The organism is Micromonospora sp. L31 (assembly GCF_052068075.1).
GTDB lineage: Bacteria > Actinomycetota > Actinomycetes > Mycobacteriales > Micromonosporaceae > Micromonospora > Micromonospora purpureochromogenes.
Window position 1 is genome coordinate 16,868 of the sequence record NZ_JBQHDC010000019.1, and the last position, 23,002, is coordinate 39,869.

The window sequence follows — 23,002 nt, forward strand, 5'->3', positions numbered from 1 at the left end:
GAAGTGGTGATCCCTTGATCGAGGCTGATGGAGGCAGGTGGAACGACCCTGCAAAGACGGCCATGACCGACCTCCTTCTCCTCGACCGGGCTCGACCCGGCTGCGCACCCGCGCGGGACCATGCTGAACCGACGCCCGATCCGGCGGCAACCGAATTACCGGACCCCGCCCGGGCCGCCCGTGCCTCAGCCGGCGAGCACCGTGGCGACGGCCGCGATCAGCGAGTCGACGGTGCGGGTCGGGGCGAACCGGTTGTCCGGCCAGGTACGCCCCCGGTGCAGCCAGACGCTGGGCAGGCCGACGGCGGCGGCCCCGCCGATGTCCGCCTCCGGGCTGTCCCCCACCACCCACGCCCCGCGCAGCGGCATCCGGGCCCGCTGGGCGGCCAGCGCGAAGATCCGCGGATTGGGCTTGCTGACCCCGGCCTCCTCCGAGATCACCCAGTCGGCGACGTACCGGTCCAGCCCGGTCCGCCGGATCTTGGCGTCCTGCTGGCGGACCGAGCCGTTGGTGACCACCACCGGCACCCAGCCGGCGTCGTCGGCGATCCGCAGCGCGCAGGCGACCAGCGGGTCGAGGCGGGTGTTCGCCACCACCCCGTCGTGCAGTTCCTCCACCAGGTCGATCGAGGGGATGCGCAGCGCGTACCGGTCGCGGATGGCGTCGGCGACGTCCCACCGGTCGGTGAGCCCGTCGGCGTCGATGGAGAGCAGCCAGTCGATGTCGGTGTGGGGCGCGCCGATGCTGTCCAGGAACCGCTCACCCCAGGCGCGGAACGGGCCCGCCCGGTCGAGCAGGGTGTTGTCCAGGTCGAGCAGGAGCAGCGGCACGCGGGCACCTTACGGGAGAGGGGGTCGCCGTCGACAGGGCCGGGCGGTCGGCGACGTCCGTCAGGCCGGCAGCGCCGTTCGGGGGAGCCCCTGGTCGGCGGGCCGGTCGGCGAGCATCGAGTGGGCCGAGCGGGTGGCCGCCAGCGCGGCCGGGTCCAGGGTGGCGACCAGCACGGCCTCGCCGTCGTCGGCGCCGCGCACCAGCGGCCGCCCCTCCGGGTCGTAGACCGCCGCGCCACCGTTGAACCGCCACGGTTCGGCGCCCCCGACGGCGTTGGCGAAGACGACGTACATGGTGTTGTCCAGGGCCCGGGCGGCGTAGTAGAGGTCGCGCCGGTGCGCCGACCCGGCGAGGTAGCCGCTCGGGCAGAGGTAGCCGTGCGCGCCGTCGGCCGCGGCGGCCCGGGCGTGCTCCGGGAAGCACCCGTCGTAGCAGATGCCCAGCCCGAGCCGCCAGTCGTCGACCAGCAGGGTGGCGCCCCGCCGGCCGGCGTCGAACAGCTCCCGCTCGCCGCCCCAGAGCTGCTGCTTGTCGTACCCGACCCGGATCACGCCGGTCGGGTCGGCGATCAGGGCGGAGATGGTCCGGCGGTCGTCCGGGTGGCGGACCGCGGCACCGACGACCAGGGTGATCCGGTTGTCGTGGGCGGCGGCCCGCAGCGGGTCGAGCCGGGGGTCGTCGACCGCGCCGTCGCCGGTCGCGGCCACGTCCGTGCCGGCCGGATCGGCGGCCAGCGTCGGCGGATGGTACGCCGGCAGGAACAGCTCCGGCAGCACCGCGACCCGGGCGCCGGCACCGGCGGCCCGGGCGGCCAGGCCGGCGGCGACCCGCGCGTTGCCGGGCACGTCGCCGGGGACCGGGTCGGCCTGCACGGCGGCGACGGTCAGCGGGGCGGACGGAAGGGGGGCGGAGGCGACCGGGGGCGTCGTCACCCGCCGATCCTAACCGGAGCGCCCCGGCCGGCCCGTCCCACCACGCAAGATCCCAAGCCGTACGTACGGTTTGCGTAACGCAGGGTCAGCTGGAACGATCGACCCGTGCCCAGAGTAAGTCAGGACCAGCTCGACGCGCGCCGACAGGAGATCCTCGCCGCGGCGCGGGCCTGTTTCGCCCGGCACGGCTACGAGGGAGCCACCGTGCGCCGGCTGGAGGAGGCCACCGGGCTGTCCCGGGGCGCCATCTTCCACCACTTCCGTGACAAGGACTCGCTCTTCCTCGCCGTGGCCGAGGACGACGCGGCGGCCATGGTGGAGACCGTGGCCCGCAACGGCCTCGTCCAGGTCATGCGGGACCTGCTGGCCCGGGCGATCTCGCCGGACACCACCGGCTGGCTGGGCAGCCAGCTGGAGGTCTCCCGCCGGCTGCGCACCGACCCGGCGTTCGCCCGCCGCTGGGCCGAGCGCTCGGCCGCCATCGCCGAGGCCACCCGGGACCGGCTGGTCCGGCAGCGGGAGGCCGGGGTGCTGCGCGAGGACGTCCCGATCGACGTGCTGGCCCAGTTCCTGGAGCTGGCGTACGACGGCCTGGTGCTGCACCTGGCGATGGGCCGGCCGGCCGGCGACCTGGGACCGGTGCTGGACCTGGTCGAGGAGGCCGTACGCCGGCGCTGACCGCCGGACGTATCGGCTTGGTAACTCGGTCCGCACGGCGGTCGGCGCGTGGCGGCCCTGCTCCACAATGAGGCCGCGGTCCCCTCGCGTGACAGGAGCAGAGCCATGATGCTGGCGGCCGACACCTGGGGCATTTCCGGCCCGACGTTCCTCCGGTTCTATCTGCTGGCGGCCCTGGTGGTCGTCGTCGGCTCGATCGTGTACCGGTCCCGGATCCTCGCCGGTCAGCCGGCGGCCGGGGCCGGCCAGCTCGGGCCGCAGCAGGTCGCGTACCTCAACGGCGGCGACCAGCTCGCGATCTGGACGGCGCTGGGCGGCCTGCGCGGCTGCGGCGCGGTCGGGGTGCGCCCCGACCGGCGGCTCACCACCGGCGGCCCGCCGCCCAGCGGCCTCACTCCGCTCGACCAGGCGGTCCTGCACGCCGCCCGGAACGGTCTGCACACCCGGGAGCTGGCCCGCGAACAGCGGGTGTCCCGCGCCCTCACCGAGCTGCGCGAGGGCCTGCAGCGGCAGGGCCTGGCGCTGCACCCCGAGCAGCGCACCGCGGCCCGACGCGGCGCGTGGCTGGTGGTCGCCCTGATGGCGCTCGGCGCGGCCCGGATCGCCGCCGGGCTGGCCAACGGCCGACCGGTCGGCTTCCTGCTGCTCGCCGTCCTCGCCCTGATCGTCCCGCTGGTGCTGCTCTCCCGGATGCCGTGGCGGACCCGGGCGGCCGACGCCGCGCTGCGTGAGCTGCGCCGGAGCAACATCCACCTCTCCCCCGCGTCCGCACCCGCCTACGCCACCTACGGCGCGGCCGGGGCGGCCATGGGGGTGGCTCTGTTCGGCACCGCCTCGCTCTGGGCCCTGGACCCGGGCTTCGCCGAGCAGGCGGAGATCCAGCGGCAGGCACTGAACAGCAGCGGTGGCAGCGGCGGCGGCGGGTGTGGCGGCGGCAGCTCCTGCGGTGGTGGCGGCAGCTCCTGCGGTGGTGGTGGCGGCGGTGGCGGCTGCGGCGGCGGTGGGTGCGGCGGATGACCGGTCCGAGCGGGGTGGGCATCGGCTGGCGGCCGGAGATCGCCGGGTTCGTCGCCGAGCTGCCCGGGCTGCGCTTCGTCGAGGTGGTGGCCGAGTCGATCCCGTCGACCGGCCCGCTCCCGCCGGGGCTCGCCGAGCTGCGCGGACGCGACGTCACCGTCGTACCGCACGGGGTGCGGCTCTCCCTCGGCGGCGCGGAACCGGTCGACCCGGCCCGGGTGACCCACCTGGCCCGGATCGCCGAACTCCTCGACGCGCCGCTGGTCAGCGAGCACATCGCGTTCGTCCGGGCCGGCGGCCTGGAGGCCGGCCACCTGCTGCCGCTGCCGCGCACCCGGGAGGCGGTGGCCGCCGTGGTGGCCAACGTCCGACGGGCGCAGGCGCAGTTGCCGGTGCCGATCGCCCTGGAGCCGATCGCCGCGCTCTTCGACTGGCCCGACGACGAGCTGGACGAGGCGGACTTCCTCACCGAGATCCTGGACGCCACCGGAGCGACGCTGCTGCTCGACGTCGCCAACGTGCACGCCAACGCCCGCAACCGGGGCGGCGACCCGCTCGCCCTGCTCGACCGGCTCCCGCTGGACCGGGTCGCCTACGTGCACGTGGCCGGCGGTGCCGAGCGGGGCGGCTTCTACCACGACACGCACACCGACCCGGTGCCGCCGGAGGTGCTCGACCTGGTCGGCGCGCTCTGCGCCCGCCGCCGGCCCCCGGCGCTGCTGCTCGAACGCGACGGGCACTACCCGCCCGCGCCCGCCCTGCGGGTCGAGCTGGATGCGCTCGCCGCCGCCTCCGGATTCCCGGTGGTCACATGAGCGACCGGACGGTCGCCGGTCCGCCCAGCGCAGCGCCGGGCGGCGAACTGGGCGCCCGGCAGGCGGCGCTGGTGGCGGCGCTGGTCGCCGGGGCGCCGCTCCCGGCCGGCTTCGCGCCCGAGCCGGTGCGGGCCGCCCGGGTCGCGCTGCTCGGCAAGCGGGCCGGCGAGGTGGCCCGGCACTGGCCGCTGCTCGCCGCCGCCCTCGGCGACGCCTGGTGGGACACCTTCCGCGAGTGGGCGGCCGACCGCCCCAGCAACGGCTCGCTGCGCGACGGCTGGGACCTGGCCCGCACGCTGCGCGAACGGGGCACGCTGCCCCCGCTCGGCGCGGAGGAGCTGGTCGCCCGCGAGGCGGGCAGCCGCTACGACGGGCACCACCCGCCGCGACCCCGCCGGCTGCCGGCCGTCGCCCGCGCCGGCGGCGCCGTCGCGGTGCAGCTCGCCGGTCGGGTACGCCTGCTGCGCCCCGCCCGACGCTGACCGCCCACCTGGTGCGGCCGGTAGGCGGGTACGGCAGGATCGGCGGCATGGATCTCGGACTCACCGACCGGGTGTACGTGCTGACCGGCGCCTCCCGCGGCCTCGGCTTCGCCACCGCCGAGTGCCTCGTGGCCGACGGCGCGCGGGTGGTCCTCTCGGCCCGCGCCCCGGAGCGCGTCGCCGAGGCCGTCGAGCGGCTCGGCGGTCCCCGGCACGCCATCGGGCTCACCGCCGACCTGGCCGACCCGGAGACGCCGCAGCGGCTCGTGGTGGCGGCGCGGGAGCACTTCGGCCGGCTTGACGGCGCGCTGGTCTCGGTCGGCGGCCCGCCCCGTGGCACCGCCGCTCAGGTGACCGACGAGCAGTGGCGGCAGTCCTTCGAGACGGTCTTCCTCGGCAGCGTCCGGGCCGCCCGTACGGTGGCCGGCGCGCTCACCGACGGCGGCGCGATCGGGCTGGTGCTCTCCACCTCGGCCCGCGGCCCGGTGCCGGGCCTCGGCATCTCCAACGGCCTGCGTCCCGGCCTGGCCGGGGTGGCCAAGGACATGGCCGACGAGTACGGCCCGCGCGGCGTGCGGGTGCTCGGCCTGCTGCCCGGACGGATCATGACCGACCGCAACCGGGAACTCTTCGCCGCCACCGGGGACGCCGAGGCGGCCCGGGCCGAGGCGGAGGCCGGCATCCCGCTGCGCCGGATCGGTGACCCCGCGGAGTTCGGGCGGGCCGCCGCGTTCCTGCTCTCCCCCGCCGCGAGCTACGTCACCGGGGTCACCGTGCCGGTCGACGGCGGCGCGCTGCGCGGCCTGTGAGCCCCGCCGACCGCTCCGACGACCCGGCCGGTGCCCGGCCGGGTCGCCCGGCTGCCCGGGCCGGGTCCGGGCCTCGGGGCCACCAGTCCGGCCGACGGCCGGGGCCGACGTCCGGTCGGCCGCCCGCCGGCGCGCAGCCGGACGCGACGCTAGGGGCCTCCGGCGCGACGCGGGGAGCCTCCGGCGCGGGACGGCCGACGAAGGACGAGTTGGCGACCGCGGCCGACCGGACCATCCCGGACCTGATCGCGCCCGGGCTGGACGTGCTCTTCGTCGGCATCAACCCCGGGCTCTGGTCGGCGGCCACCGGCTGGCACTTCGCCCGACCCGGCAACCGATTCTGGCCGGCCCTGCACCGGGGCGGCTTCACCCCACGCCAGCTGCACCCGAGCGAGCAGGACCAGCTCCCCGGCCTCGGCCTGGGCATCACCAACATGGTGGCCCGGGCCAGCGCCCGCGCCGACGAGCTGACCCCGGCGGAGCTGGTGGCCGGGGCGGAGGTCCTGACCGGCAAGGTCGCCCACTACCGGCCGGCCTGGGTGGCGGTGGTCGGGGTGACCGCGTACCGGATCGGGTTCGCCCGGCCGAAGGCCGGTTTCGGCCCGCAGCCGGAGACGCTGGCCGGGGCCCGGCTCTGGGTGCTGCCGAACCCGAGCGGCCTGAACGCGCACTTCACCCCGGAGACGCTCGGGGCGGCCTTCGGAGAGCTGCGGGCGGCCGTCGCCGGTTAGTTGGCTGCGGCCGGGGGCAGCGCCTCCTGGGCGACGTACGTGCCCAGCGGCACCGTGGTGATCACCGGCTCGGGCTCCGTCGCCGCGTACGGCGCCGGCGAGTCGGCGACCGCGAACTGGGTGCGGTACAGCTCGGCGTAGAGCCCGCCGACCGCGACCAGCTCCTCGTGCCGGCCCCGCTCCACGATCCGGCCGTCGTCGAGGACCAGGATCTGGTCGGCGTCGCGGACGGTGGAGAGCCGGTGCGCGATGACCAGCGCGGTACGCCCGGTCAGCGCGACCGCCAGCGCCCGCTGCACCGCGGCCTCGCTCTCCGAGTCCAGGTGGGCGGTGGCCTCGTCGAGGATCACGATCGACGGCGCCTTGAGCAGCAGCCGGGCGATGGCGATGCGCTGCTTCTCGCCGCCGGAGAAGCGGTAGCCGCGCTCACCGACCATCGTCTCCAGCCCCTCGGGCAGCGCCCGGACCAGGTCGGCGACCTGCGCGCCGGCCAGCGCCGCCCAGATCTCGTCGTCGGTGGCGTCCGGCTTGGCGTAGCGCAGGTTCTCGGCGATCGTCTCGTGGAACAGGTGCGAGTCCTGGGTGACCACGCCGATCTCGTCGCGCAGCGAGGCGAGGGTGGCGTCGCGGACGTCCACGCCGCCGACGCGCACCTCGCCGTCGGTGACGTCGTAGATCCGGGAGATCAGCATGGACAGCGTCGACTTGCCGGCGCCGGAGGGCCCGACCAGGGCCACCATCTGACCCGGCTCGACGGCGAACGACACGCCCTTGAGCACCGGTTCGTTGACCGTACGGTCCAGGGTGGCGACCTCCTCCAGCGAGGCCAGCGACACCTCGGCGGCGGCCGGGTAGCGGAACCGCACGTCGCGGAACTCGACCCGCCCGTTGCCGCGCGGCACCGGCACCGCGTCCGGCTTCTCCTCGATGCCGGGGCGCAGGTCCAGCACCTCGAAGACCCGGTCGAACGAGACCAGCGCGCTCATCACGTCCACCCGGACGTTGGACAGCGCGGTCAGCGGGCCGTAGAGGCGGGTGAGCAGCAGCGCGAGGGTGACCACGGTGCCGGCGCTGACCGCGCCGGTGACCGCGAGCCAGCCGCCGAGCCCGTAGGTCAGGGCCTGTGCCAGCGAGGCGACCAGCAGCATCGCCACGAAGAACGTCCGCGAGTACATGGCCGACTGGATGCCGATGTCGCGGACCCGCTCGGCCCGGCCGGCGAAGCGGCGGGCCTCGATCTCGGGCGAGCCGAAGAGCTTGACCAGCAGCGCCCCGGCCACGCCGAACCGCTCGGTCATCGTCGCGTTCATCTTGGCGTCGAGGTTGTACGACTCCCGGGTGATCTCGGCCAGCCGCTTGCCGACCCGCCGGGCCGGGATGATGAAGATCGGCAGCAGGACCAGCGAGAGCGTGGTGATCTGCCAGGAGAGGGTGAACATCACCCCGGCGGTCAGCACCAGCTGGATGACGTTGCTGACCACCCCGGAGAGGGTGGAGGTGAACGCCCGCTGGGCGCCCATCACGTCGTTGTTGAGCCGGCTGACCAGGGCGCCGGTCTGGGTGCGGGTGAAGAACTGCAACGGCATCCGCTGCACGTGGTCGTAGACCCGGGTGCGCAGGTCGAGGATGATCCCCTCGCCGATCCGGGCGGAGTACCACCGCTGGGCGAGGGAGAAGAGGGCGTCGGCGACCGCCAGCGCGGCGATCACCAGCGCCAGGCGGACCACTGTCGCCCCGGCCTCGGCGCCGCCCCGGGTGATGGCGTTGATGACCTTTCCGGCCAGCACCGGGGTGGCCACCCCGATGATCGCGGCGATCACCACCGTGATCAGGAAGACGACGATGTCCCGCCGGTACGGCCCCGCGAAGGCGACGATCCGCCGGGCGGTGCCCCGCTTGAGCCGGTGCGCGGAGACCTCGTCGCTGCTGCGCATCGACCGGAGCATGCTCCACCCGGCCATGCCCCCACCGGACATCGGGTTGGACATCGGTCACCTCCGGGATCTGCGGCAGCGCGCACCGTCGGGTTCGATTCTCCCGACGACTACGACAACCTCAGTAGTAACCCGGATCTTCCCGAACGGTCCTTACTATTCTCCCCGTCCGGCGAGGTCGCGCAGGCGGCGGGTCTGCGCCTCCCGCTCGGCGCGCTGCTGGTCGGCGTGCGAGCGGCCGGCCGCGCCGGCGAGCAACGCCTTGATCTCGACCACCGCGTCGCGGTTGTTGGCCAGCAGCCCGGCGGTGAGGTCCCGTACCGCGCCGTCCAGGTCGGGGGTGGGCACCACCAGCGTGGCCAGCCCGATGCGGTCCGCCTCGGCGGCGTCCATCCGCCGGCCGGTCGCGCAGATCTCCAGGGCCCGCGAGTAGCCGACCAGCTCGACGAGGCGCTTCGTCCCGGCGAGGTCGGGCACCAGGCCCAGGGTCACCTCGGCCATGGAGAGCTTGGCGTCCTCGGCGAGCACCCGCAGGTCGCAGGCGAGCGCCAGCTGGAAGCCGGCGCCGATGGCGTGCCCCTGCACGGCCGCCACGGAGATCACGTCGGGGCGGTGCAGCCAGCTGAAGCCGCCCTGGAACTCGGCGATCCGGTCGGCGCACTCCTGCTCGGGCAGGGTCGCCAGCTCGGCGAACGAACCCGGCCCGGACGCTCCGGCCACCGACAGGTCGAGGCCGGCGGAGAAGGACCGCCCCTCGCCGCGCACCACGACGACGCGCACGTCGCCAGGGAGATCCCGCGAGAAGTCGCTCATCGCGCGCCACATCGCCGGGATCTGGGCGTTGAGCACGTCGGGCCGGCACAACGTCACCGTCGCCACCGGCCCGTCGCAGTCGAGTCGTACCCCGGTCGTCTCGGCGGTCACCGGACGGCCCGGAACACGACGCTGATGGACGACGCTGGTGGGCGGGTCACGCCTTCTTGCGGCGCCGGGCGCCGCCGCGCTGCCGCAGCTGGACGCCGGACTCGGTGAGCACCCGGTGGATGAACCCGTAGGAACGTCCGGTCGAGGCCGCGAGCGCGCGGATGCTCTCACCCGAGGTGTACCGCTTTACCAGGTCCTTGGCGAGCGTCTGACGCTCGGCTCCGACGATCCGGCGACCCTTCTCAGTGCTGGTGGCTGTGCCAGTGGCTGCCATGCTGATTCCTCACGTCCCAGACTGTGCGGTTCGGATACGGTCCCACCTATTAGACCGCCTCGAACGATCATGCGCCAGATATCAACTCTTCGCCAACCGACACGCTATGCGATGTCAGCTTCCCGATAGAGTGATCCTTCCGACCGGCCCCGCAGGACGTGCGCGCCGGGGCCGGTCGGAGCCCGCAACGCGGCCCGTACCCTGCCTGGCGTCACCGACCCGCTCACCGCCGCGGCCGGCGCGGCCCTGGTGTTCGCCGCGACCAACGTGGACGACATCGTCGTGCTCACCGTGCTCTTCGTGGCCGCCCGCGCCACCGGCCGGCCCCGGCCCTGGCGGATCGTGGCGGGCCAGTACCTGGGCATCGGCGCGCTGGTCGCGACCGCCCTGGGGCCATTTGAGCCCGCCCGTCGGGCGCGGCCCCGTCCGGCCGCCGTGATCGACCCCGTTACGGCGAGGTGGCGGGGTCGGGACGCTACCGACACCGCCACGTCGCCGTCATGGAGTCGATCATGCTGGCGGGCGACGACAGCGGCGCCGGACGGGCCCGTCAGGCCAGTTCGACCAGTTCGAGCAGGTCGTCGCTCCAGGCGTCCTCGTCGCCGTCGGGGAGCAGGATCGCGCGGTCGGGCTTGAGCGCGAGCACCGCGCCGGGGTCGTGGGTGACCAGCACGATCGCGCCCGGGTAGTTGGCGATGGCGTCGAGCACCTGCTCCCGGCTGACCGGGTCGAGGTTGTTGGTCGGCTCGTCCAGCAGCAGCACGTTGGCCCCGGAACAGACCAGGGTGGAGAGGGCGAGCCGGGTCTTCTCGCCGCCGGAGAGCACCCCGGCCGGCTTGTCCACGTCCTCCCCGGAGAAGAGGAACGCACCGAGGATCTTGCGCAGGTCGGTGTCGGACTGCTCGATGGCGGCGGCCCGCATGTTCTCCAGCACGGTCCGCTCGACGTCCAGGGTCTCGTGCTCCTGGGCGTAGTAGCCCAGCCGCAGGCCGTGCCCGGCGTGCACCTCGCCGGTGTCCGGCGTGAGCAGGCCGCCGAGCATCCGCAGCAGGGTGGTCTTGCCGGCGCCGTTGAGCCCGAGGATGGCGACCCGGGAACCACGGTCCACCGCGACGTTCACGTCGGTGAAGATCTCCAGCGAGCCGTACGACTTGGAGAGGCCGGTCGCGGTCAGCGGGGTCTTGCCGCACGGCGCCGGGGTGGGGAAGCGCACCTTCGCCACCTTGTCGGAGACGCGCACCTCCTCCAGGCCGGAGATCAGCTTCTCGGCGCGGCGGGCCATGTTCTGCGCGGCGACGGTCTTGGTGGCCTTCGCCCGCATCTTGTCGGCCTGCGCCATCAGGGCGCCGGCTTTCTTCTCGGCGTTGGCCCGTTCGCGGCGGCGGCGCCGCTCGTCGGTCTCCCGCGCCTCCAGGTACGCCTTCCACCCCAGGTTGTAGACGTCGACCACGGAGCGGGTGGCGTCAAGGAACCACACCTTGTTGACCACCGACTCCAGCAGCGCGCCGTCGTGGGAGATGACGATCAGGCCGCCCTTGTGGTTGGCGAGGAAGTTGCGCAACCAGGTGATCGAGTCGGCGTCGAGGTGGTTGGTCGGCTCGTCGAGCAGCAGGATGCCGCCGCCGTTCTCGCCGGCGTCGCGGAACAGGATCCGGGCCAGCTCGATGCGGCGGCGCTGGCCGCCGGAGAGGGTGCCGATGGTCTGGGCGAGCGCCCGGTCGGGCAGCCCGAGGTTGGCGCAGATCCGGGCCGCCTCGGCCTCGGCGGCGTACCCGCCGAGGGCGGCGAACTGGTCCTCCAGCGCGCCGTAGCGGCGGACCAGCTTGTCGTCGGCGTCGTCGGCCAGCTTGGCCTCGATCTCCGTCATCTGGGCCATGAGCACGTCCAGGCCGCGGGCGGAGAGCACCCGGTCCCGCCCGGTGACCTCCAGGTCGCCGGTACGCGGGTCCTGCGGCAGGTAGCCGATCGCGCTGCGCCGGTCGATCTGGCCGGCGTACGGCTGCCCCTCCCCCGCCAGCACCTTCAGGGTGGTGGTCTTGCCGGCGCCGTTGCGGCCCACGAGGCCGATCCGGTCACCGGGCTGCACCCGCAGGGTGGTGTCGGACAGCAGGATCCGGGCGCCGGCACGCAGCTCCAGGCCGGTGGCAGTGATCATTTTCCGGTACTCGCTCTCGGGGTCTGGAAGGGCTGACTCAGGGCACGCGAAACGGCCGGCGGGCCCGATGGACCGTCGGCGCGGGGCGGTTCAGCCTTCGCAGAGCAGCACGAGGCAAGTGTACCGGGCCGGCTTCGGCGCCCCGCCCGGATTACCGAGCAAGATCATCGGGTACCGAAACGCCGTCCGGACCCGGTCCGGTACCGCAACCACCAAACGTGATGAATCGGTGATCGGGGTCAACATGGAGCTGAACGAGAACGCGCAGATCGACACCAGTCAGGTGGACGATCGGCGAGGGTCCGGCGGGGGCGGCGGGATGGGCATCCCCATCCCGATCGGCGGCGGTCGCGGAGGGATCGTCGGCATCATCATCGCCGTACTGGTCGCGCTGGTCGGCGGCGGCTTCGGACTGAACGCCGCGACCAACGGCGGCGGCGGTGAGCAGGGCGACAACACGTCGCTGCAGCAGAAGTGCTCGGCCGACGACGCGCTCCAGCAGCTGGACTGCCGCAACACCGCGTACGTCAACTCGATCCAGGCCTACTGGCAGGCCGCGCTGCCGGAGAAGTTCGGCGAGCAGTACCGGCCGTCGAAGACGGTCTTCTTCAGCCAGGGCGTGAACACCGGCTGCGGCCAGGCCGACTCCGGCGTGGGCCCGTTCTACTGCCCGGCCGACGACCTGGTCTACATCGACCTGACCTTCTACCGGGTGCTGGCCGACCAGCTCGGCGCGGAGGGCGAGTTCGCCCAGCCGTACGTGCTGGCCCACGAGTACGGCCACCACGTGCAGGACCTGCTCGGCACCGAGGCGCAGATGCGCCGCCAGCAGCAGCGCGACCCGGACAACGCCAACGCGCTGTCGGTGAAGCTGGAGCTGCAGGCCGACTGCTACGCGGGCGCCTGGGCGAAGAACGCCACCGGCACCGCCGACGCGAAGGGCCAGAAGATCTTCAAGAGCGTCAGCGAGCAGGACATCGCGCAGGCGATCGACACCGCCGAGAAGATCGGCGACGACGCCATCTCGCAGCGGGCGAACCGCCCGGTGAACCCCGAGGAGTTCACCCACGGCTCCTCCGCGCAGCGCAAGGAGTGGTTCAGCCGTGGCTACGACAGCGGCGACCCGAAGTCCTGCGACACCTTCGGCGGCAGCCTCTGAGCGCCCCGGTCCGAGGCACCCGGCGGCGGCCGGTGGGTTCCCCACCCACCGGCCGCCGTGGCGTTTCCGGGTCACCGGTTCCGGCCGCGTCCGGCCAGCATGGCTGTCGTCGAGTCAGGTTCGCCGTCGACCCGGCAGCCGGTGACTGCGCCGCTTGCGGCCCTGGCTCGTGACGGCGTGGTAGATGATCATGACGATGATCCCGATCAGGCCCGCTACGGGGTTGACGAACCAGCCGACTGCGGCGCTGCCGCCGTAGAGGATCATGCCGGTGATGGGGCGGGCCCGTTGGGCGTGGAGGTGCTCGGGGGAGATCTCGGGTGCCAGCAGTGCGGGGTGGCGTTCCAGGTAGGCGAAGAAGGCCAGCCAGGGCACCGACATCAGCGCGGCGGACAGTGCGTACAGGACCACCGCCACCCGCTGGTCGGCGGTGCCCGCATGGGCGAATGCCGACGCGAGCACCGCGGTGGGAAACGGGATGATCACGGCGCCGAGCAGGAGGGCGAGGTTGATCCAGTTGAGTGCGAGGTTCGTCCGGCCGACCAGGAGCAGCAGCGCGTGGTGGTTCAGCCAGAGCACACCGATGTAGACGAACGAGATCACGAAGGCGAGATAGGCGGCCTTCTCGTGCAGGAGCGCGTCGAGCAGCCCACCGGATTCGTACGCCGGTGGGCGAAGTTCCAGCACCAGCAGGGTGATGACGATGGCGAACACCCCGTCGCTGAACGCCGTCATCCGGTCGGTCTCGGTCGTCGTCGTGCCCCGCGCCGCCGGCACGGCCCCCTCGCGTGCGGCCATTTCCGCAGGCTAGCGGCCGGAACGCAACGAGTTGGCCACGCCACACCGAGCAGCGGTTCAGTCGGCTTCGGGCGCGGCGTCGCGGACCAGGATCCGCACCGCGCGGGCCGCGGCGATCGCGGCGACCAGCACCGCGTGCCGGGGTTCGGGGACGTCGAGCAGCCGCTCGGCCCGCAGCGCGGCGAGCGGGGCCAACCGCCGGTCGGCGAGCACGGTGTCGACGGCCCGCCGGTCACCGCCGCAGACCAGCGCGCGCAGCGTCGCCGCCTCCGGCAGCAGCAGCCGTACGGCCAGCTCGGCCGCGTCGCCGAGGGCCGCCTTCGCCTGGTTGTCCCGCCGCCGGGCGAAGCGCTGCTGCGACCACCCGCCGGCGGCGGTGCGGCCCTGCACGTAGCGGGTGTCCACCTTGGAGACCACCAGGTCCTCCCCGACCGCGATGCCGACCGCCACCGCGCCCTTGCGGGCCAGCAGCAGGCCGATCCGGCGCGGCTCGGCCGCGGCGGCCACGAATTCGGGTACGTCCCGGGTGGGCGACGCCCCGGGCGGGGTGTGCAGCTCGGCGGTCGCGCCGTCCGGGGCGGCGAGCAGCAGGCCGTACCCGGTGAGGGTGGTGGTGGGCGGGCCGTGCCGGTCGGCGAAGCCCTCGACCCAGCGGGCGACGCGGGTCGGGTCGACCTCGACCCACCGGCCACCCCCGGCTGCGGGTCGACTGGTCATGGCCGAACGGTACCGAATTGCCGGACCACGGGCGGCACCCCACTCCGGGCCTTTCATGGGCATCGATGAACGCTTACCATCCGGTAACCGAATGTTTCTCGGATCCATCCTCCGTCTGCGAGGTACCCATGCAGCCACGCGGTCCCGTCCCACCGCACCCCGCCCGCCGCGCCGTCGCCCGCCGGTTGACCGCCGCCGCCGCGGCGTCGGTCACCGCGGCGGCCCTGCTCACCGTCTCCCCCACCGCCCCGGCCGCCGCCGCGCCCGCCGCCACCAACGCCACCACCAACGCCACCACCAGCGGTTTCGCCGCGGGCGACCACTGTCTCGGCGAGTGCTCGGACATCCTGCCGCCGGGGCAGAACGGCAACGCCACCCTCGTCGAGGTGCTCGCCAACCAGACCCTCGGCACCCTGCCCCGGCACGCCGGTGACCAGCTCGGCCGGTACGCCGACCTGGTCTACGGCTACGCGGGGCTGCGCGAGGACCAGCTCGGCGCGTTCTTCAACGACGCCGGCTTCGGGGTGCCGGCCGATCAGGTCGAGCGCCGCTACTCGCCGCGCGCCGACGTGACCATCGTGCGCGACCGGGCGACCGGCGTCCCGCACGTCACCGGCAGCACCCGCGGCGGCACCATGTTCGGGGCCGGCTACGCCGGCGCCGAGGACCGACTGTTCACCATCGACCTGCTGCGCCACGTCGGACGGGGCACCCTCACCCCGTTCGCCGGGGGCGCGCCCGGCAACCGGGCGCTGGAGCAGAGCGTCTGGCGCAACTCGCCGTACACCGAGGCGGACCTGGCGGCGCAGGTGGAGGCGCTGCGGCGCAAGGGCCCCCGGGGCGAGCAGCTCTACGCCGACGTGCAGGAGTACATCGCCGGTATCAACGCCTACATCGGGCACTGCATGGCGCACCGCAACTGCCCCGGCGAGTACGTGCTCACCGGGCACCTGGACGCGGTCACCAACGCCGGCGGGCCCGAGCCGTTCCGGATGACCGACCTGATCGCCATCGCCGGGGTGGTGGGCGGGCTGTTCGGCGGCGGGGGCGGCAACGAGATGCAGTCGGCGCTGGTCCGGCTGGCCGCGCGGGCCCGCTACGGCGTGGTCGAGGGTGACCGGGTCTGGACCGCCTTCCGCAGCCAGGAGAACCCGGAGGCGGTGCTGACCCTGCACGACGGGCAGAGCTTCCCGTACGGTGGCGCCCCCGCGAACGCGTCCAGCGTGGTGCTGCCGGACGGCGGCTCGGCCCGGATGGAACCCGTCGTCAGCGACGCCACCGGCGCGGCCACCGGTGCCGCCGCCGGCGGGCCGTCCGAGCTGGCCGCCGCGTTGTCCGGGCTGACCATCGGCCGGGCCAACCGGGGCATGTCGAACGCGGCGGTGATCTCGGCCGAGCACTCCGCCACCGGCCACCCGATCGCCGTGTTCGGCCCGCAGACCGGCTACTTCTCACCCCAGCTGCTGATGGTGCAGGAGTTGCAGGGGCCGGGGATCAGCGCGCGCGGCGCCGCCTTCGCCGGGCTCAACCTCTACGTGCTGCTCGGCCGGGGCCAGGACTACGCCTGGAGCGCCACCTCGTCGGCCCACGACATCACCGACACCTACGCGCTGCCGCTGTGCACGGTGGACGGCAGCGCACCCACCCTGGCCAGCAACCACTACCGCTACCGGGGCCGGTGCCAGCCGATGGAGGAGATCTCGCACGTCAACGCCTGGCGGCCCACCCTCGCCGACGGCACCGCCGCCGGGTCGTACCGGCTGGTCGCCCGGCGCACCGCGCTCGGCCTGGTCGCCTGGCGGGGCACCGTGGGCGGCCAGCCGCACGCCTTCACCCACCTGCGCTCCACCTACCGGCACGAGGCGGACTCGGCGATCGGCTTCCAGATGTTCAACGACCCGGCCGCGATGGGCGACGCCGCGGCGTTCCGCGAGTCCGCCGGCACCATCGGGTACGCGTTCAACTGGTTCTATGTGAACTCCACCCAGTCGGCGTACGCCAACTCGGGGCTCAACCCGGTGCGCGCGGCCGGGTCCGACCCGAACCTGCCGATGAAGGCCGATCCGGCGTACGAGTGGCGCGACTTCGACCCGGTCGCCAACACCGCCGCGTACCAGCCGCTGGCCGAGCATCCGTACTCGGTGGACCAGGACTACTACGTGAGCTGGAACAACAAGCAGGCCAAGGACTTCGGCGCCGCCGACGGCAACTTCAGCTTCGGTCCGGTGCACCGGGCGAACCTGCTGGACCGGCCGATCCGGGCGGCGCTGGCGGACGGGCGCACCTTCGACCGGGCCACGCTGACCTCGCTGGTCGAGCGGGCCGGCCTGACCGACCTGCGCGGCGCCGAGGTGCTCGACGAGCTGATCCGGGTGCTGGAGAGCCAGCCGGTCACCGACGCCGACCTGGCCGCCGTGGTGGGCAAGCTCCGGGCCTGGCGTGCCGACGGCGCACTGCGGGTCGAGACGGCCCCCGGCGCCAAGGTGTACCGGCACGCGGACGCGATCCGGATCTTCGACGCCTGGTGGCCGCTGCTGGTCAACGGCCAGTTCAAGGCACCCCTCGGCCCGGAGCTGTACCAGGCGCTGGTCAACGCCATGCAGATCAACGAGTCGCCGTCCGGGCAGCAGCGCGGCGACGAGTCCACCCTGCCCACCTCGGCCAACGAGGCGCAGGGGCACAAGGGCTCGTCGTTCCAGTACGGCTGGTGGGGGTACGTCGACGCCGACCTGCGGGCCGTGCTCGGCGAGCCGGTGCCCGGCGGGTCGGACCGCCGGTACTGCGGCGGCGGTGACCTCGCCACCTGCCGGCAGATCCTGCTGGACACGCTGCGCGGCGCCGCCGCCCGGCCGGCGACCGAGGTCTATCCCGGCGACGCGAGCTGCGCGGCCGGCGACCAGTGGTGCGCCGACGCCATCGTGCAGTCCCCGCTCGGCGGGCTGAAGCAGCCCGTGATCGCCTGGCAGAACCGGCCGACCTACCAGCAGGTGGTGTCCTTCCCGGCCCGCCGCGGCGACGACCTGACCAACCTGGCCGCCGGCCGCCCGGTCACCGCCTCCAGCAGCCAGCTCTTCCTCCCGGCCAGCCGGGCGGTGGACGGCGATCCGGGCACCCGGTGGTCGAGCGGCTGGTCGGACCACCAGTCGATCACCGTGGACCTCGGTGCGGTCCGGCCGGTGGCCCGCGCGGTGCTGCGCTGGGAGGCGGCGCACGCCCGGTCGTACCGGATCGACGTCTCCACCGACGGCGTCGCCTGGCGGACGGTCTGGTCCACCACCGCCGGGGACGGCGGCACCGACAACGACCGGTTCGCCGCGACAAGCGCCCGCTACGTGCGGATGGTCGGGCTGACCCGGGCCACCTCCTACGGCTTCTCGCTCTGGGAACTGGAGGTGTACCCGCACTGAGCCGGCCGGCTCACCAGACCATCCGCAGCGCCAGCAGCACGATCAGCACGCTGGCCAGCAGCGCGGAGACCAGCCGGCCACGGTCGGAGGTGAGCAGCCGGCCGAGCAGCGAGCCGCCGCCGGCGACCAGCAGTTGCCAGCTCGCCGAGGCGGCGAACGCCGCGGCCACGAAGACCACCTGGCCGGCGGGCGTCCAGCCACCGGACGCCTGCCGGCCGATCACCAGGGCCACGAAGTAGACGATGGTCATCGGGTTGAGCAGGGTGAGCGCCAGCAGCCCGGCGAAGGCCCGGCCGGGCGTGGCCAGACCCCGCTCGGCCGGCGCCGGGCCGGGCGGGCGACGGTGCCGGCGCACCGCGCCCACGGCGAGCTGCCCGGCGAGGAGGAGCAGGATCACGACGGCCGCCCAGCGCAACGGGGTCGCCACCGGGCGCACCAGGCCGGCGAGGGCCGCGCCGCCGAGCACGGCCAGCGCGGCGTAGAGGCCGTCCGCGGCGGCCACCCCGAGGGCGGCGGCGGCGCCGACCCGCAACGACGTACGGGCGGTGAGCCCGATGACCAGGATGGCGATCGCCCCGACCGGCACCGCCACCCCGTAGCCGGCGAGCAGGCCGGCGAGCAGCGCGTCACCCATGGCGGCGGGTACCGGGTCGCAGTCGCCGCGGCACCGGCCGCTGTCGCCCGGCGGCGATGGCCGCGGCGACAGGGACGGTGCGGGAGGACGTCGACTCGATCACGCGGCGATTGTCGCCGGACGCCGTCCGGGCACGCCACCGGTTATCCGTCGGTGCGTACGGGCCGCACCTACGACAAAGGCCCCGACCTGAGGTCGGGGCCTTTCGTCCGGCCAGCCGGCGCGGTGGGTCAGACGTTGAAGCCGAGCGAGCGGAGCTGGTCGCGCCCCTCGTCGGTGATCTTGTCGGGGCCCCACGGCGGCAGCCAGACCCAGTTGATCCGGATGTCGTTGACCAGTCCCCCGCCGGGGCCGGTGGTCAGCGCCTGCCGGGCCTGGTCCTCGATCACGTCGGTGAGCGGGCAGGCCGCCGAGGTGAGCGTCATGTCCAGCGTCGCGACGTTCTCGTCGTCGACGTGCACGCCGTACACCAGGCCGAGGTCGACCACGTTGATGCCGAGCTCCGGGTCGACGACGTCCTTCATCGCCTCCTCGATGTCGGCGACGACGGCCTTGCCGCCCGCCGGCGTCGGAGCGCCGTCGGTCGCCACGGCGCCGGTCGCCGGCGTCGTGGCGGCGTCACCGGCCTCCGGCGTCGCCGCGGTGGCGGTGTCCTCGCTGTTCATGCCTTCACCTCCGTCGGGCTCACGCCCACGCCGGCGCGTGCCGCGGCGTCCTTGAACGCCATCCACGGCAGCAGCGCGCACTTGACCCGGGCGGGGTAGCGGGCGACGCCCGCGAAAGCCACCCCGTCACCGAGTACGTCCTCGTCCGGGGTGACCTGGCCACGCCCGGACATCAACTCGACGAACGCCTCGTGCACGGCGAACGCCTCACCCGCACCCCGACCGCGCAGCAGCTCGTGCAGCACGCTCGCCGACGCCTGGCTGATCGAGCAGCCCATCCCGTCGTACGAGATGTCGTCGAGCGTGTCGCCGTCGGTCGCCACCCGGACGGTGATCTCGTCACCGCAGGTCGGGTTGACGTGGTGCGCCTCGGCGACCCGGGCGTCCGGGTCGGCGTCGCGCAGGCCACGCCCGTGCGGGTGCTTGTAGTGGTCCAGGATGATCTCCTGGTAGAGCTGGTCGAGCTGCATCAGTCGAACACCTTCCGTGCCTGCTCGAGCCCCGCCACCAGGGCGTCGATCTCCTCCGTGGTGGTGTACAGGTAGAACGACGCCCGCGTCATGGCCGGCACGCGGAACCGCGTGCACACCGGCTTCGCGCAGTGGTGCCCCACCCGCACCTGCACGCCGAGCGAGTCGAGGACCTGCCCCACGTCGTGCGGGTGGATGTCACCGAGCGCGAACGAGATCGTCCCACCCCGGCCGACCGGCACCGTCGGTCCGAAGATCCGCAGCCCCGGCACGGTGGCGAGGGCGTCCAGCGCGTACGCCGTCAGCTCCTTCTCGTGCCACTGGATGGCGCGCATCCCGATGCCGGTGAGGTAGTCCACCGCCGCGCCGAGCGCGACCGCCTCGGCGATCGGCGGGGTGCCGGCCTCGAACCGGGCCGGCGGCGCGGCGAACGTCGAGCCCGCCATCGACACCGTCTCGATCATCGACCCGCCGCCGAGCACCGGGGGCATCGCGGCGAGCAACTCGCCCCGGCCCCAGAGCACGCCGATGCCGGTCGGGCCGCACATCTTGTGGCCGGTGAAGACGATGAAGTCGGCGTCGTAGTCGACCACGTCCATCGGCATGTGCGGCACCGACTGCGAGCAGTCGAGCAGCAGCAGCGCACCCACCTCACGGACCCGCTGGGTGATCCGGGAGGTGGCGTTGACCGTGCCGAGGATGTTGGACATGTGCACCAGCGAGACGATCTTCGTCCGCTCGGTGACCAGCTCCTCCAGCCCCGACTCGTCCAGCCGCCCGTTGTCGGTGACCGGGAACCAGCGCAGGGTCGCGCCGGTGCGCTCGCAGAGCAGCTGCCACGGGACGATGTTCGAGTGGTGCTCCATCTCGGAGATCACCACCTCGTCGCCGGGGCCGAGCCGGAACCGGGGGTCGGCGTCGGGCCGCAGCGAGGCGTTGGAGAACGCGTACGCCACGATGTTGATCGCCTCGGTGGAGTTCTTGGTGAACACCACCTCGTCCACGCTCGGCGCGTTGATGAACGCGGCGATCTTCGCCCGCGCCCCCTCGTACGCCTCGGTCGCCTCGGTGCCCAGGGTGTGCACCGAGCGCGACACGTTGGCGTTGTGCATCGCGTAGTGCTCGGCGAGCACGTCGAGCACCTGACGCGGCTTGTGCGAGGTGTTGGCGCTGTCGAGATAGACCAGCCGGTGCCCGTTGATCTCCCGGTCCAGGATCGGGAAGTCGGCGCGCACTCCTGCCACGTCGAACCGTGGCACGTCGTCGTACTGCGGCATCCCGGACGGGATCGCGATGGTGGTCATCTCAGCCAGCCCCTGTCGTGTCAGGCCCGCGCCGAACCGGCCCCGGCGGCGTACCGCTCGTAGCCCTCGGCCTCGAGCTTGTCGGCCAGCTCCGGCCCGCCCTGCTCGACGATCCGGCCGGCGACGAAGACGTGCACGAAGTCCGGCTTGATGTAGCGCAGGATGCGGGTGTAGTGGGTGATCAGCAGCACGCCGGTGTCGCCGGTGTCCCGGACCCGGTTCACGCCCTCGCTGACCACGCGCAGCGCGTCCACGTCGAGGCCGGAGTCGGTCTCGTCGAGGATGGCGATCTTCGGCTTGAGCAGCTCCAGCTGCACGATCTCGTGCCGCTTCTTCTCACCGCCGGAGAAGCCCTCGTTGACGTTGCGCTGGGCGAACGCCGGGTCCATCTGCAGGCGCTCCATGGCGCCGCGCAGCTCGCCGCCCCAGGTGCGCAGCTTCGGCGCCTCGCCGTCGATGGCGGTCTTGGCGGTACGCAGGAAGTTGGCCACCGAGACGCCGGGGACCTCGACCGGGTACTGCATGGCCAGGAAGAGGCCGGCGCGGGCCCGCTCGTCGACGGACATGGCCAGCACGTCCTCGCCGTCGAGGGTCACCGAGCCGCCGGTGATCTCGTACTTGGGGTGGCCGGCGATCGAGTACGCCAGGGTGGACTTGCCGGAACCGTTCGGCCCCATGATCGCGTGCGTCTCACCCGAGCGGACGGTCAGGTCGACACCGGCCAGGATCGGCTTGAGCTCACCCTCGGGCAGCTTGACCGACACCTTCAGGTCGCGGATCTCCAGGGTGCTCATTATCGGGTCACTCCATTGCTCGGCGTCAGGCTGACGTGGATGTCGCCGTCGCGGACTTCGACGGGATAGACGGGGACGGGTTCGGTGGCGGGCAGCCCGGTGGGCTCGCCCGTCCGCAGGTCGAAACGGGATCCGTGCAGCCAGCATTCCAGCGTGCACCCGTCGACCTCGCCCTCGGACAGGGCCACCGCGGCGTGCGAGCACTCGTCGTACACGGCGTAGAAGTTGTCGTCCTCGCCGTGCACGACGGCGATCTGGGTGCCGTCCACGTCGGCGCTGATCGCGGTGCCCTTCGGCACGTCCTCGGTCGAGCAGATCTTGATCATCAGGCGCCCGCCTTGGCCAGCCGGGCCTCGATCGCGTCGCCGAGCCGCTCGCGCAGCTCCTCGACCGGGATCTTGTTGATCAGCTCGGCGAAGAAGCCGCGCACCACCAGGCGGCGGGCCTCGCCCTCCGGGATGCCCCGGGCCATCAGGTAGAACAGCTGCTCGTCGTCGAAGCGGCCGGTCGCGCTCGCGTGGCCGGCGCCGGCGATCTCGCCGGTCTCGATCTCCAGATTGGGTACGGAGTCGGCCCGCGCGCCGTCGGAGAGCAGCAGGTTCCGGTTGATCTCGTACGTGTCGGTGCCGGTCGCCTCGGCGCGGATCAGCACGTCGCCCACCCAGACGGTGTGCGCGTCGTCGCCCTGCAGGGCGCCCCGGTAGCCGACGTAGCTGCGGCAGTCCGGCACGTTGTGGTCGACCAGCTGGCGGTGCTCCAGGTGCTGGCCGCCGTCGGCGAAGTAGACGCCGTACAGCTCGGCCTCGCCGCCCCGGCCGGTGTACTCCACCGAGGTGTACTGCCGGACCAGGTCGCCGCCGAGGCTGACCTGGATGTGCGTCACCTTGGCGTCGCGACCCAGCTTGACCTTGAGGTGCTGGGCCTGCACCGCGTCGGCGGCCCAGTCGGCGACGGTGACCAGGATCAGCTTCGCACCCTCGGCCACCGACACCTCGACGTTGTCGGCCAGCGTGGCCGAGCCGACGTGCTCCAGCACCAGGGTGACCTCGGCGAACCGGCCCACGTCGACGAAGGTGTGCCCGAAGGCCAGCCCCTCGGCGCCGTCGCCGACCACCCGCAGGGTCACCGGCGCGCCGACCACGGCGTCCCGGGCGACCTCCACCAGCAGCGCGTCCCCCGCGCCGCCGTACGCCAGGGCGCTGACCCGGTCGACCGGGGTGAGCACGCTGCCCACCCGCGGGTCGTCCGCGCCGATCCGCCCGACGGTGACGCCCTCGGGCAGGTCGCCGTACTCGTGCCGGAGCGTGGCGGTGGTGGCCTGCGCCTCACCGACCAGCCCGCGCAGCCGCTTGAGCGGGGTGAAGCGCCACTCCTCCTCCAGGCCGGTGAGGGCCGGGAAGTCGGCGACGTCGTACGAGCGGAGCGCCTGCGTCTTGGTGCTGGGCGGCGCGGAAGCCTGGGTAGTCATCTCT

23 protein-coding genes are annotated in these 23,002 nt (G+C 73.6%); 8 read left to right on the forward strand and 15 right to left on the reverse strand.

From position 1 onward, the window contains the following. Positions 1 to 185 precede the first annotated feature (185 nt). Together ACTMS9_RS29650 and ACTMS9_RS29655 are read right to left on the reverse strand one after the other, a co-directional pair. Entirely contained in the window at positions 186 to 830 is a 645-nt protein-coding gene (locus ACTMS9_RS29650; protein WP_441149474.1) for an HAD family hydrolase, read from the reverse strand. Between the two features lie 60 nt (positions 831 to 890). Continuing rightward, positions 891 to 1,763 (reverse strand): carbon-nitrogen hydrolase family protein, encoded by an 873-nt coding sequence (locus tag ACTMS9_RS29655; protein WP_441149475.1) that lies wholly within the window; start codon positions 1,761 to 1,763, stop codon positions 891 to 893. Between the two features lie 105 nt (positions 1,764 to 1,868). On the opposite strand from ACTMS9_RS29655, the gene ACTMS9_RS29660 reads away from it, so the two are divergent. The 6 genes from ACTMS9_RS29660 to mug all read left to right on the forward strand — a co-directional run bounded on the left by ACTMS9_RS29660 (position 1,869) and on the right by mug (position 6,295). Then, positions 1,869 to 2,441 (forward strand): TetR/AcrR family transcriptional regulator, encoded by a 573-nt coding sequence (locus ACTMS9_RS29660; RefSeq protein ID WP_154936047.1) that lies wholly within the window; start codon positions 1,869 to 1,871, stop codon positions 2,439 to 2,441. Positions 2,442 to 2,549: 108 nt separating this feature from the next. Further along, the gene (locus ACTMS9_RS29665; protein ID WP_441166565.1) at positions 2,550 to 3,458 is read left to right on the forward strand and encodes a TIGR04222 domain-containing membrane protein; all 909 of its coding nucleotides are present in this window, start codon (positions 2,550 to 2,552) and stop codon (positions 3,456 to 3,458) included. Further along, positions 3,455 to 4,273, forward strand: coding sequence for a DUF692 domain-containing protein (locus ACTMS9_RS29670; RefSeq protein ID WP_441166556.1), 819 nt, complete (start codon positions 3,455 to 3,457; stop codon positions 4,271 to 4,273). The genes ACTMS9_RS29665 and ACTMS9_RS29670 overlap by 4 nt, the downstream gene beginning before the upstream one ends. Further along, the gene (locus ACTMS9_RS29675; protein WP_441166557.1) at positions 4,270 to 4,755 is read left to right on the forward strand and encodes a hypothetical protein; all 486 of its coding nucleotides are present in this window, start codon (positions 4,270 to 4,272) and stop codon (positions 4,753 to 4,755) included. The genes ACTMS9_RS29670 and ACTMS9_RS29675 overlap by 4 nt, the downstream gene beginning before the upstream one ends. A 47-nt stretch (positions 4,756 to 4,802) precedes the next feature. Next, positions 4,803 to 5,564 carry an SDR family oxidoreductase gene (locus ACTMS9_RS29680; protein WP_441149478.1) on the forward strand — a complete coding sequence of 254 codons (762 nt, stop codon included), beginning with the start codon at positions 4,803 to 4,805 and terminating at the stop codon, positions 5,562 to 5,564. A 209-nt stretch (positions 5,565 to 5,773) separates the two neighbouring features. After that, complete coding sequence (mug, locus tag ACTMS9_RS29685) at positions 5,774 to 6,295, forward strand: G/U mismatch-specific DNA glycosylase (RefSeq protein WP_441166558.1); 522 nt, start codon at positions 5,774 to 5,776, stop codon at positions 6,293 to 6,295. Here mug and ACTMS9_RS29690 read toward each other — a convergent pair. From ACTMS9_RS29690 to ACTMS9_RS29705, 4 genes are all read right to left on the reverse strand, one after another. Beyond that, positions 6,292 to 8,271, reverse strand: coding sequence for an ABC transporter ATP-binding protein (locus ACTMS9_RS29690; protein ID WP_358009880.1), 1,980 nt, complete (start codon positions 8,269 to 8,271; stop codon positions 6,292 to 6,294). The two genes, mug and ACTMS9_RS29690, sit on opposite strands and share 4 nt — an antisense overlap. Before the next feature lie 114 nt (positions 8,272 to 8,385). Then, entirely contained in the window at positions 8,386 to 9,153 is a 768-nt protein-coding gene (locus tag ACTMS9_RS29695) for an enoyl-CoA hydratase/isomerase family protein (RefSeq protein ID WP_441149480.1), read from the reverse strand. Between the two features lie 46 nt (positions 9,154 to 9,199). Continuing rightward, positions 9,200 to 9,427 (reverse strand): helix-turn-helix domain-containing protein, encoded by a 228-nt coding sequence (locus tag ACTMS9_RS29700; protein WP_007462679.1) that lies wholly within the window; start codon positions 9,425 to 9,427, stop codon positions 9,200 to 9,202. 550 nt (positions 9,428 to 9,977) lie between these two features. Next, on the reverse strand, positions 9,978 to 11,582 hold the full coding sequence (locus ACTMS9_RS29705; protein ID WP_280840736.1) for an ABC-F family ATP-binding cassette domain-containing protein: 1,605 nt from the start codon (positions 11,580 to 11,582) through the stop codon (positions 9,978 to 9,980). Positions 11,583 to 11,826: 244 nt separating this feature from the next. Here ACTMS9_RS29705 and ypfJ point away from each other — a divergent pair, with 244 nt between their 5' ends. Next, positions 11,827 to 12,741, forward strand: a complete 915-nt coding sequence (gene ypfJ, locus ACTMS9_RS29710) for a KPN_02809 family neutral zinc metallopeptidase (RefSeq protein WP_441166566.1) — start codon at positions 11,827 to 11,829, stop codon at positions 12,739 to 12,741. A gap of 114 nt (positions 12,742 to 12,855) precedes the next feature. Here the strand turns inward: ypfJ and ACTMS9_RS29715 are convergent, their stop codons facing one another. Next, positions 12,856 to 13,539 (reverse strand): TMEM175 family protein, encoded by a 684-nt coding sequence (locus tag ACTMS9_RS29715; RefSeq protein WP_441166559.1) that lies wholly within the window; start codon positions 13,537 to 13,539, stop codon positions 12,856 to 12,858. A 57-nt stretch (positions 13,540 to 13,596) separates the two neighbouring features. After that, positions 13,597 to 14,256, reverse strand: coding sequence for an acVLRF1 family peptidyl-tRNA hydrolase (locus ACTMS9_RS29720; RefSeq protein WP_441149482.1), 660 nt, complete (start codon positions 14,254 to 14,256; stop codon positions 13,597 to 13,599). Between the two features lie 128 nt (positions 14,257 to 14,384). Here ACTMS9_RS29720 and ACTMS9_RS29725 point away from each other — a divergent pair, with 128 nt between their 5' ends. After that, positions 14,385 to 17,663: a penicillin acylase family protein gene (locus ACTMS9_RS29725; RefSeq protein ID WP_441166560.1), complete on the forward strand. Its 3,279-nt coding sequence runs from the start codon at positions 14,385 to 14,387 to the stop codon at positions 17,661 to 17,663. A 10-nt stretch (positions 17,664 to 17,673) separates the two neighbouring features. Here the strand turns inward: ACTMS9_RS29725 and ACTMS9_RS29730 are convergent, their stop codons facing one another. The 7 genes from ACTMS9_RS29730 to sufD form a co-directional block, all read right to left on the reverse strand. Next, the gene (locus ACTMS9_RS29730; RefSeq protein ID WP_441166561.1) at positions 17,674 to 18,297 is read right to left on the reverse strand and encodes a LysE family transporter; all 624 of its coding nucleotides are present in this window, start codon (positions 18,295 to 18,297) and stop codon (positions 17,674 to 17,676) included. Between the two features lie 230 nt (positions 18,298 to 18,527). Next, on the reverse strand, positions 18,528 to 18,962 hold the full coding sequence (locus ACTMS9_RS29735) for a metal-sulfur cluster assembly factor (RefSeq protein WP_210776281.1): 435 nt from the start codon (positions 18,960 to 18,962) through the stop codon (positions 18,528 to 18,530). Beyond that, positions 18,959 to 19,432 (reverse strand): Fe-S cluster assembly sulfur transfer protein SufU, encoded by a 474-nt coding sequence (gene sufU, locus ACTMS9_RS29740; protein ID WP_154943622.1) that lies wholly within the window; start codon positions 19,430 to 19,432, stop codon positions 18,959 to 18,961. The genes ACTMS9_RS29735 and sufU overlap by 4 nt, the downstream gene beginning before the upstream one ends. Next, positions 19,432 to 20,736 carry a cysteine desulfurase gene (locus ACTMS9_RS29745; protein WP_210776280.1) on the reverse strand — a complete coding sequence of 435 codons (1,305 nt, stop codon included), beginning with the start codon at positions 20,734 to 20,736 and terminating at the stop codon, positions 19,432 to 19,434. The genes sufU and ACTMS9_RS29745 overlap by 1 nt, the downstream gene beginning before the upstream one ends. 20 nt (positions 20,737 to 20,756) lie before the next feature. Next, positions 20,757 to 21,530: a Fe-S cluster assembly ATPase SufC gene (gene sufC / locus ACTMS9_RS29750; RefSeq protein ID WP_179805760.1), complete on the reverse strand. Its 774-nt coding sequence runs from the start codon at positions 21,528 to 21,530 to the stop codon at positions 20,757 to 20,759. Beyond that, entirely contained in the window at positions 21,530 to 21,856 is a 327-nt protein-coding gene (locus ACTMS9_RS29755) for a non-heme iron oxygenase ferredoxin subunit (RefSeq protein ID WP_441166562.1), read from the reverse strand. The genes sufC and ACTMS9_RS29755 overlap by 1 nt, the downstream gene beginning before the upstream one ends. Then, a complete protein-coding gene (sufD, locus tag ACTMS9_RS29760) occupies positions 21,856 to 22,998 on the reverse strand; it encodes a Fe-S cluster assembly protein SufD (protein WP_441149485.1) in 1,143 nt (380 codons plus the stop codon). Before sufD ends, ACTMS9_RS29755 begins: the two co-directional genes overlap by 1 nt. Positions 22,999 to 23,002: the final 4 nt, after the last annotated feature.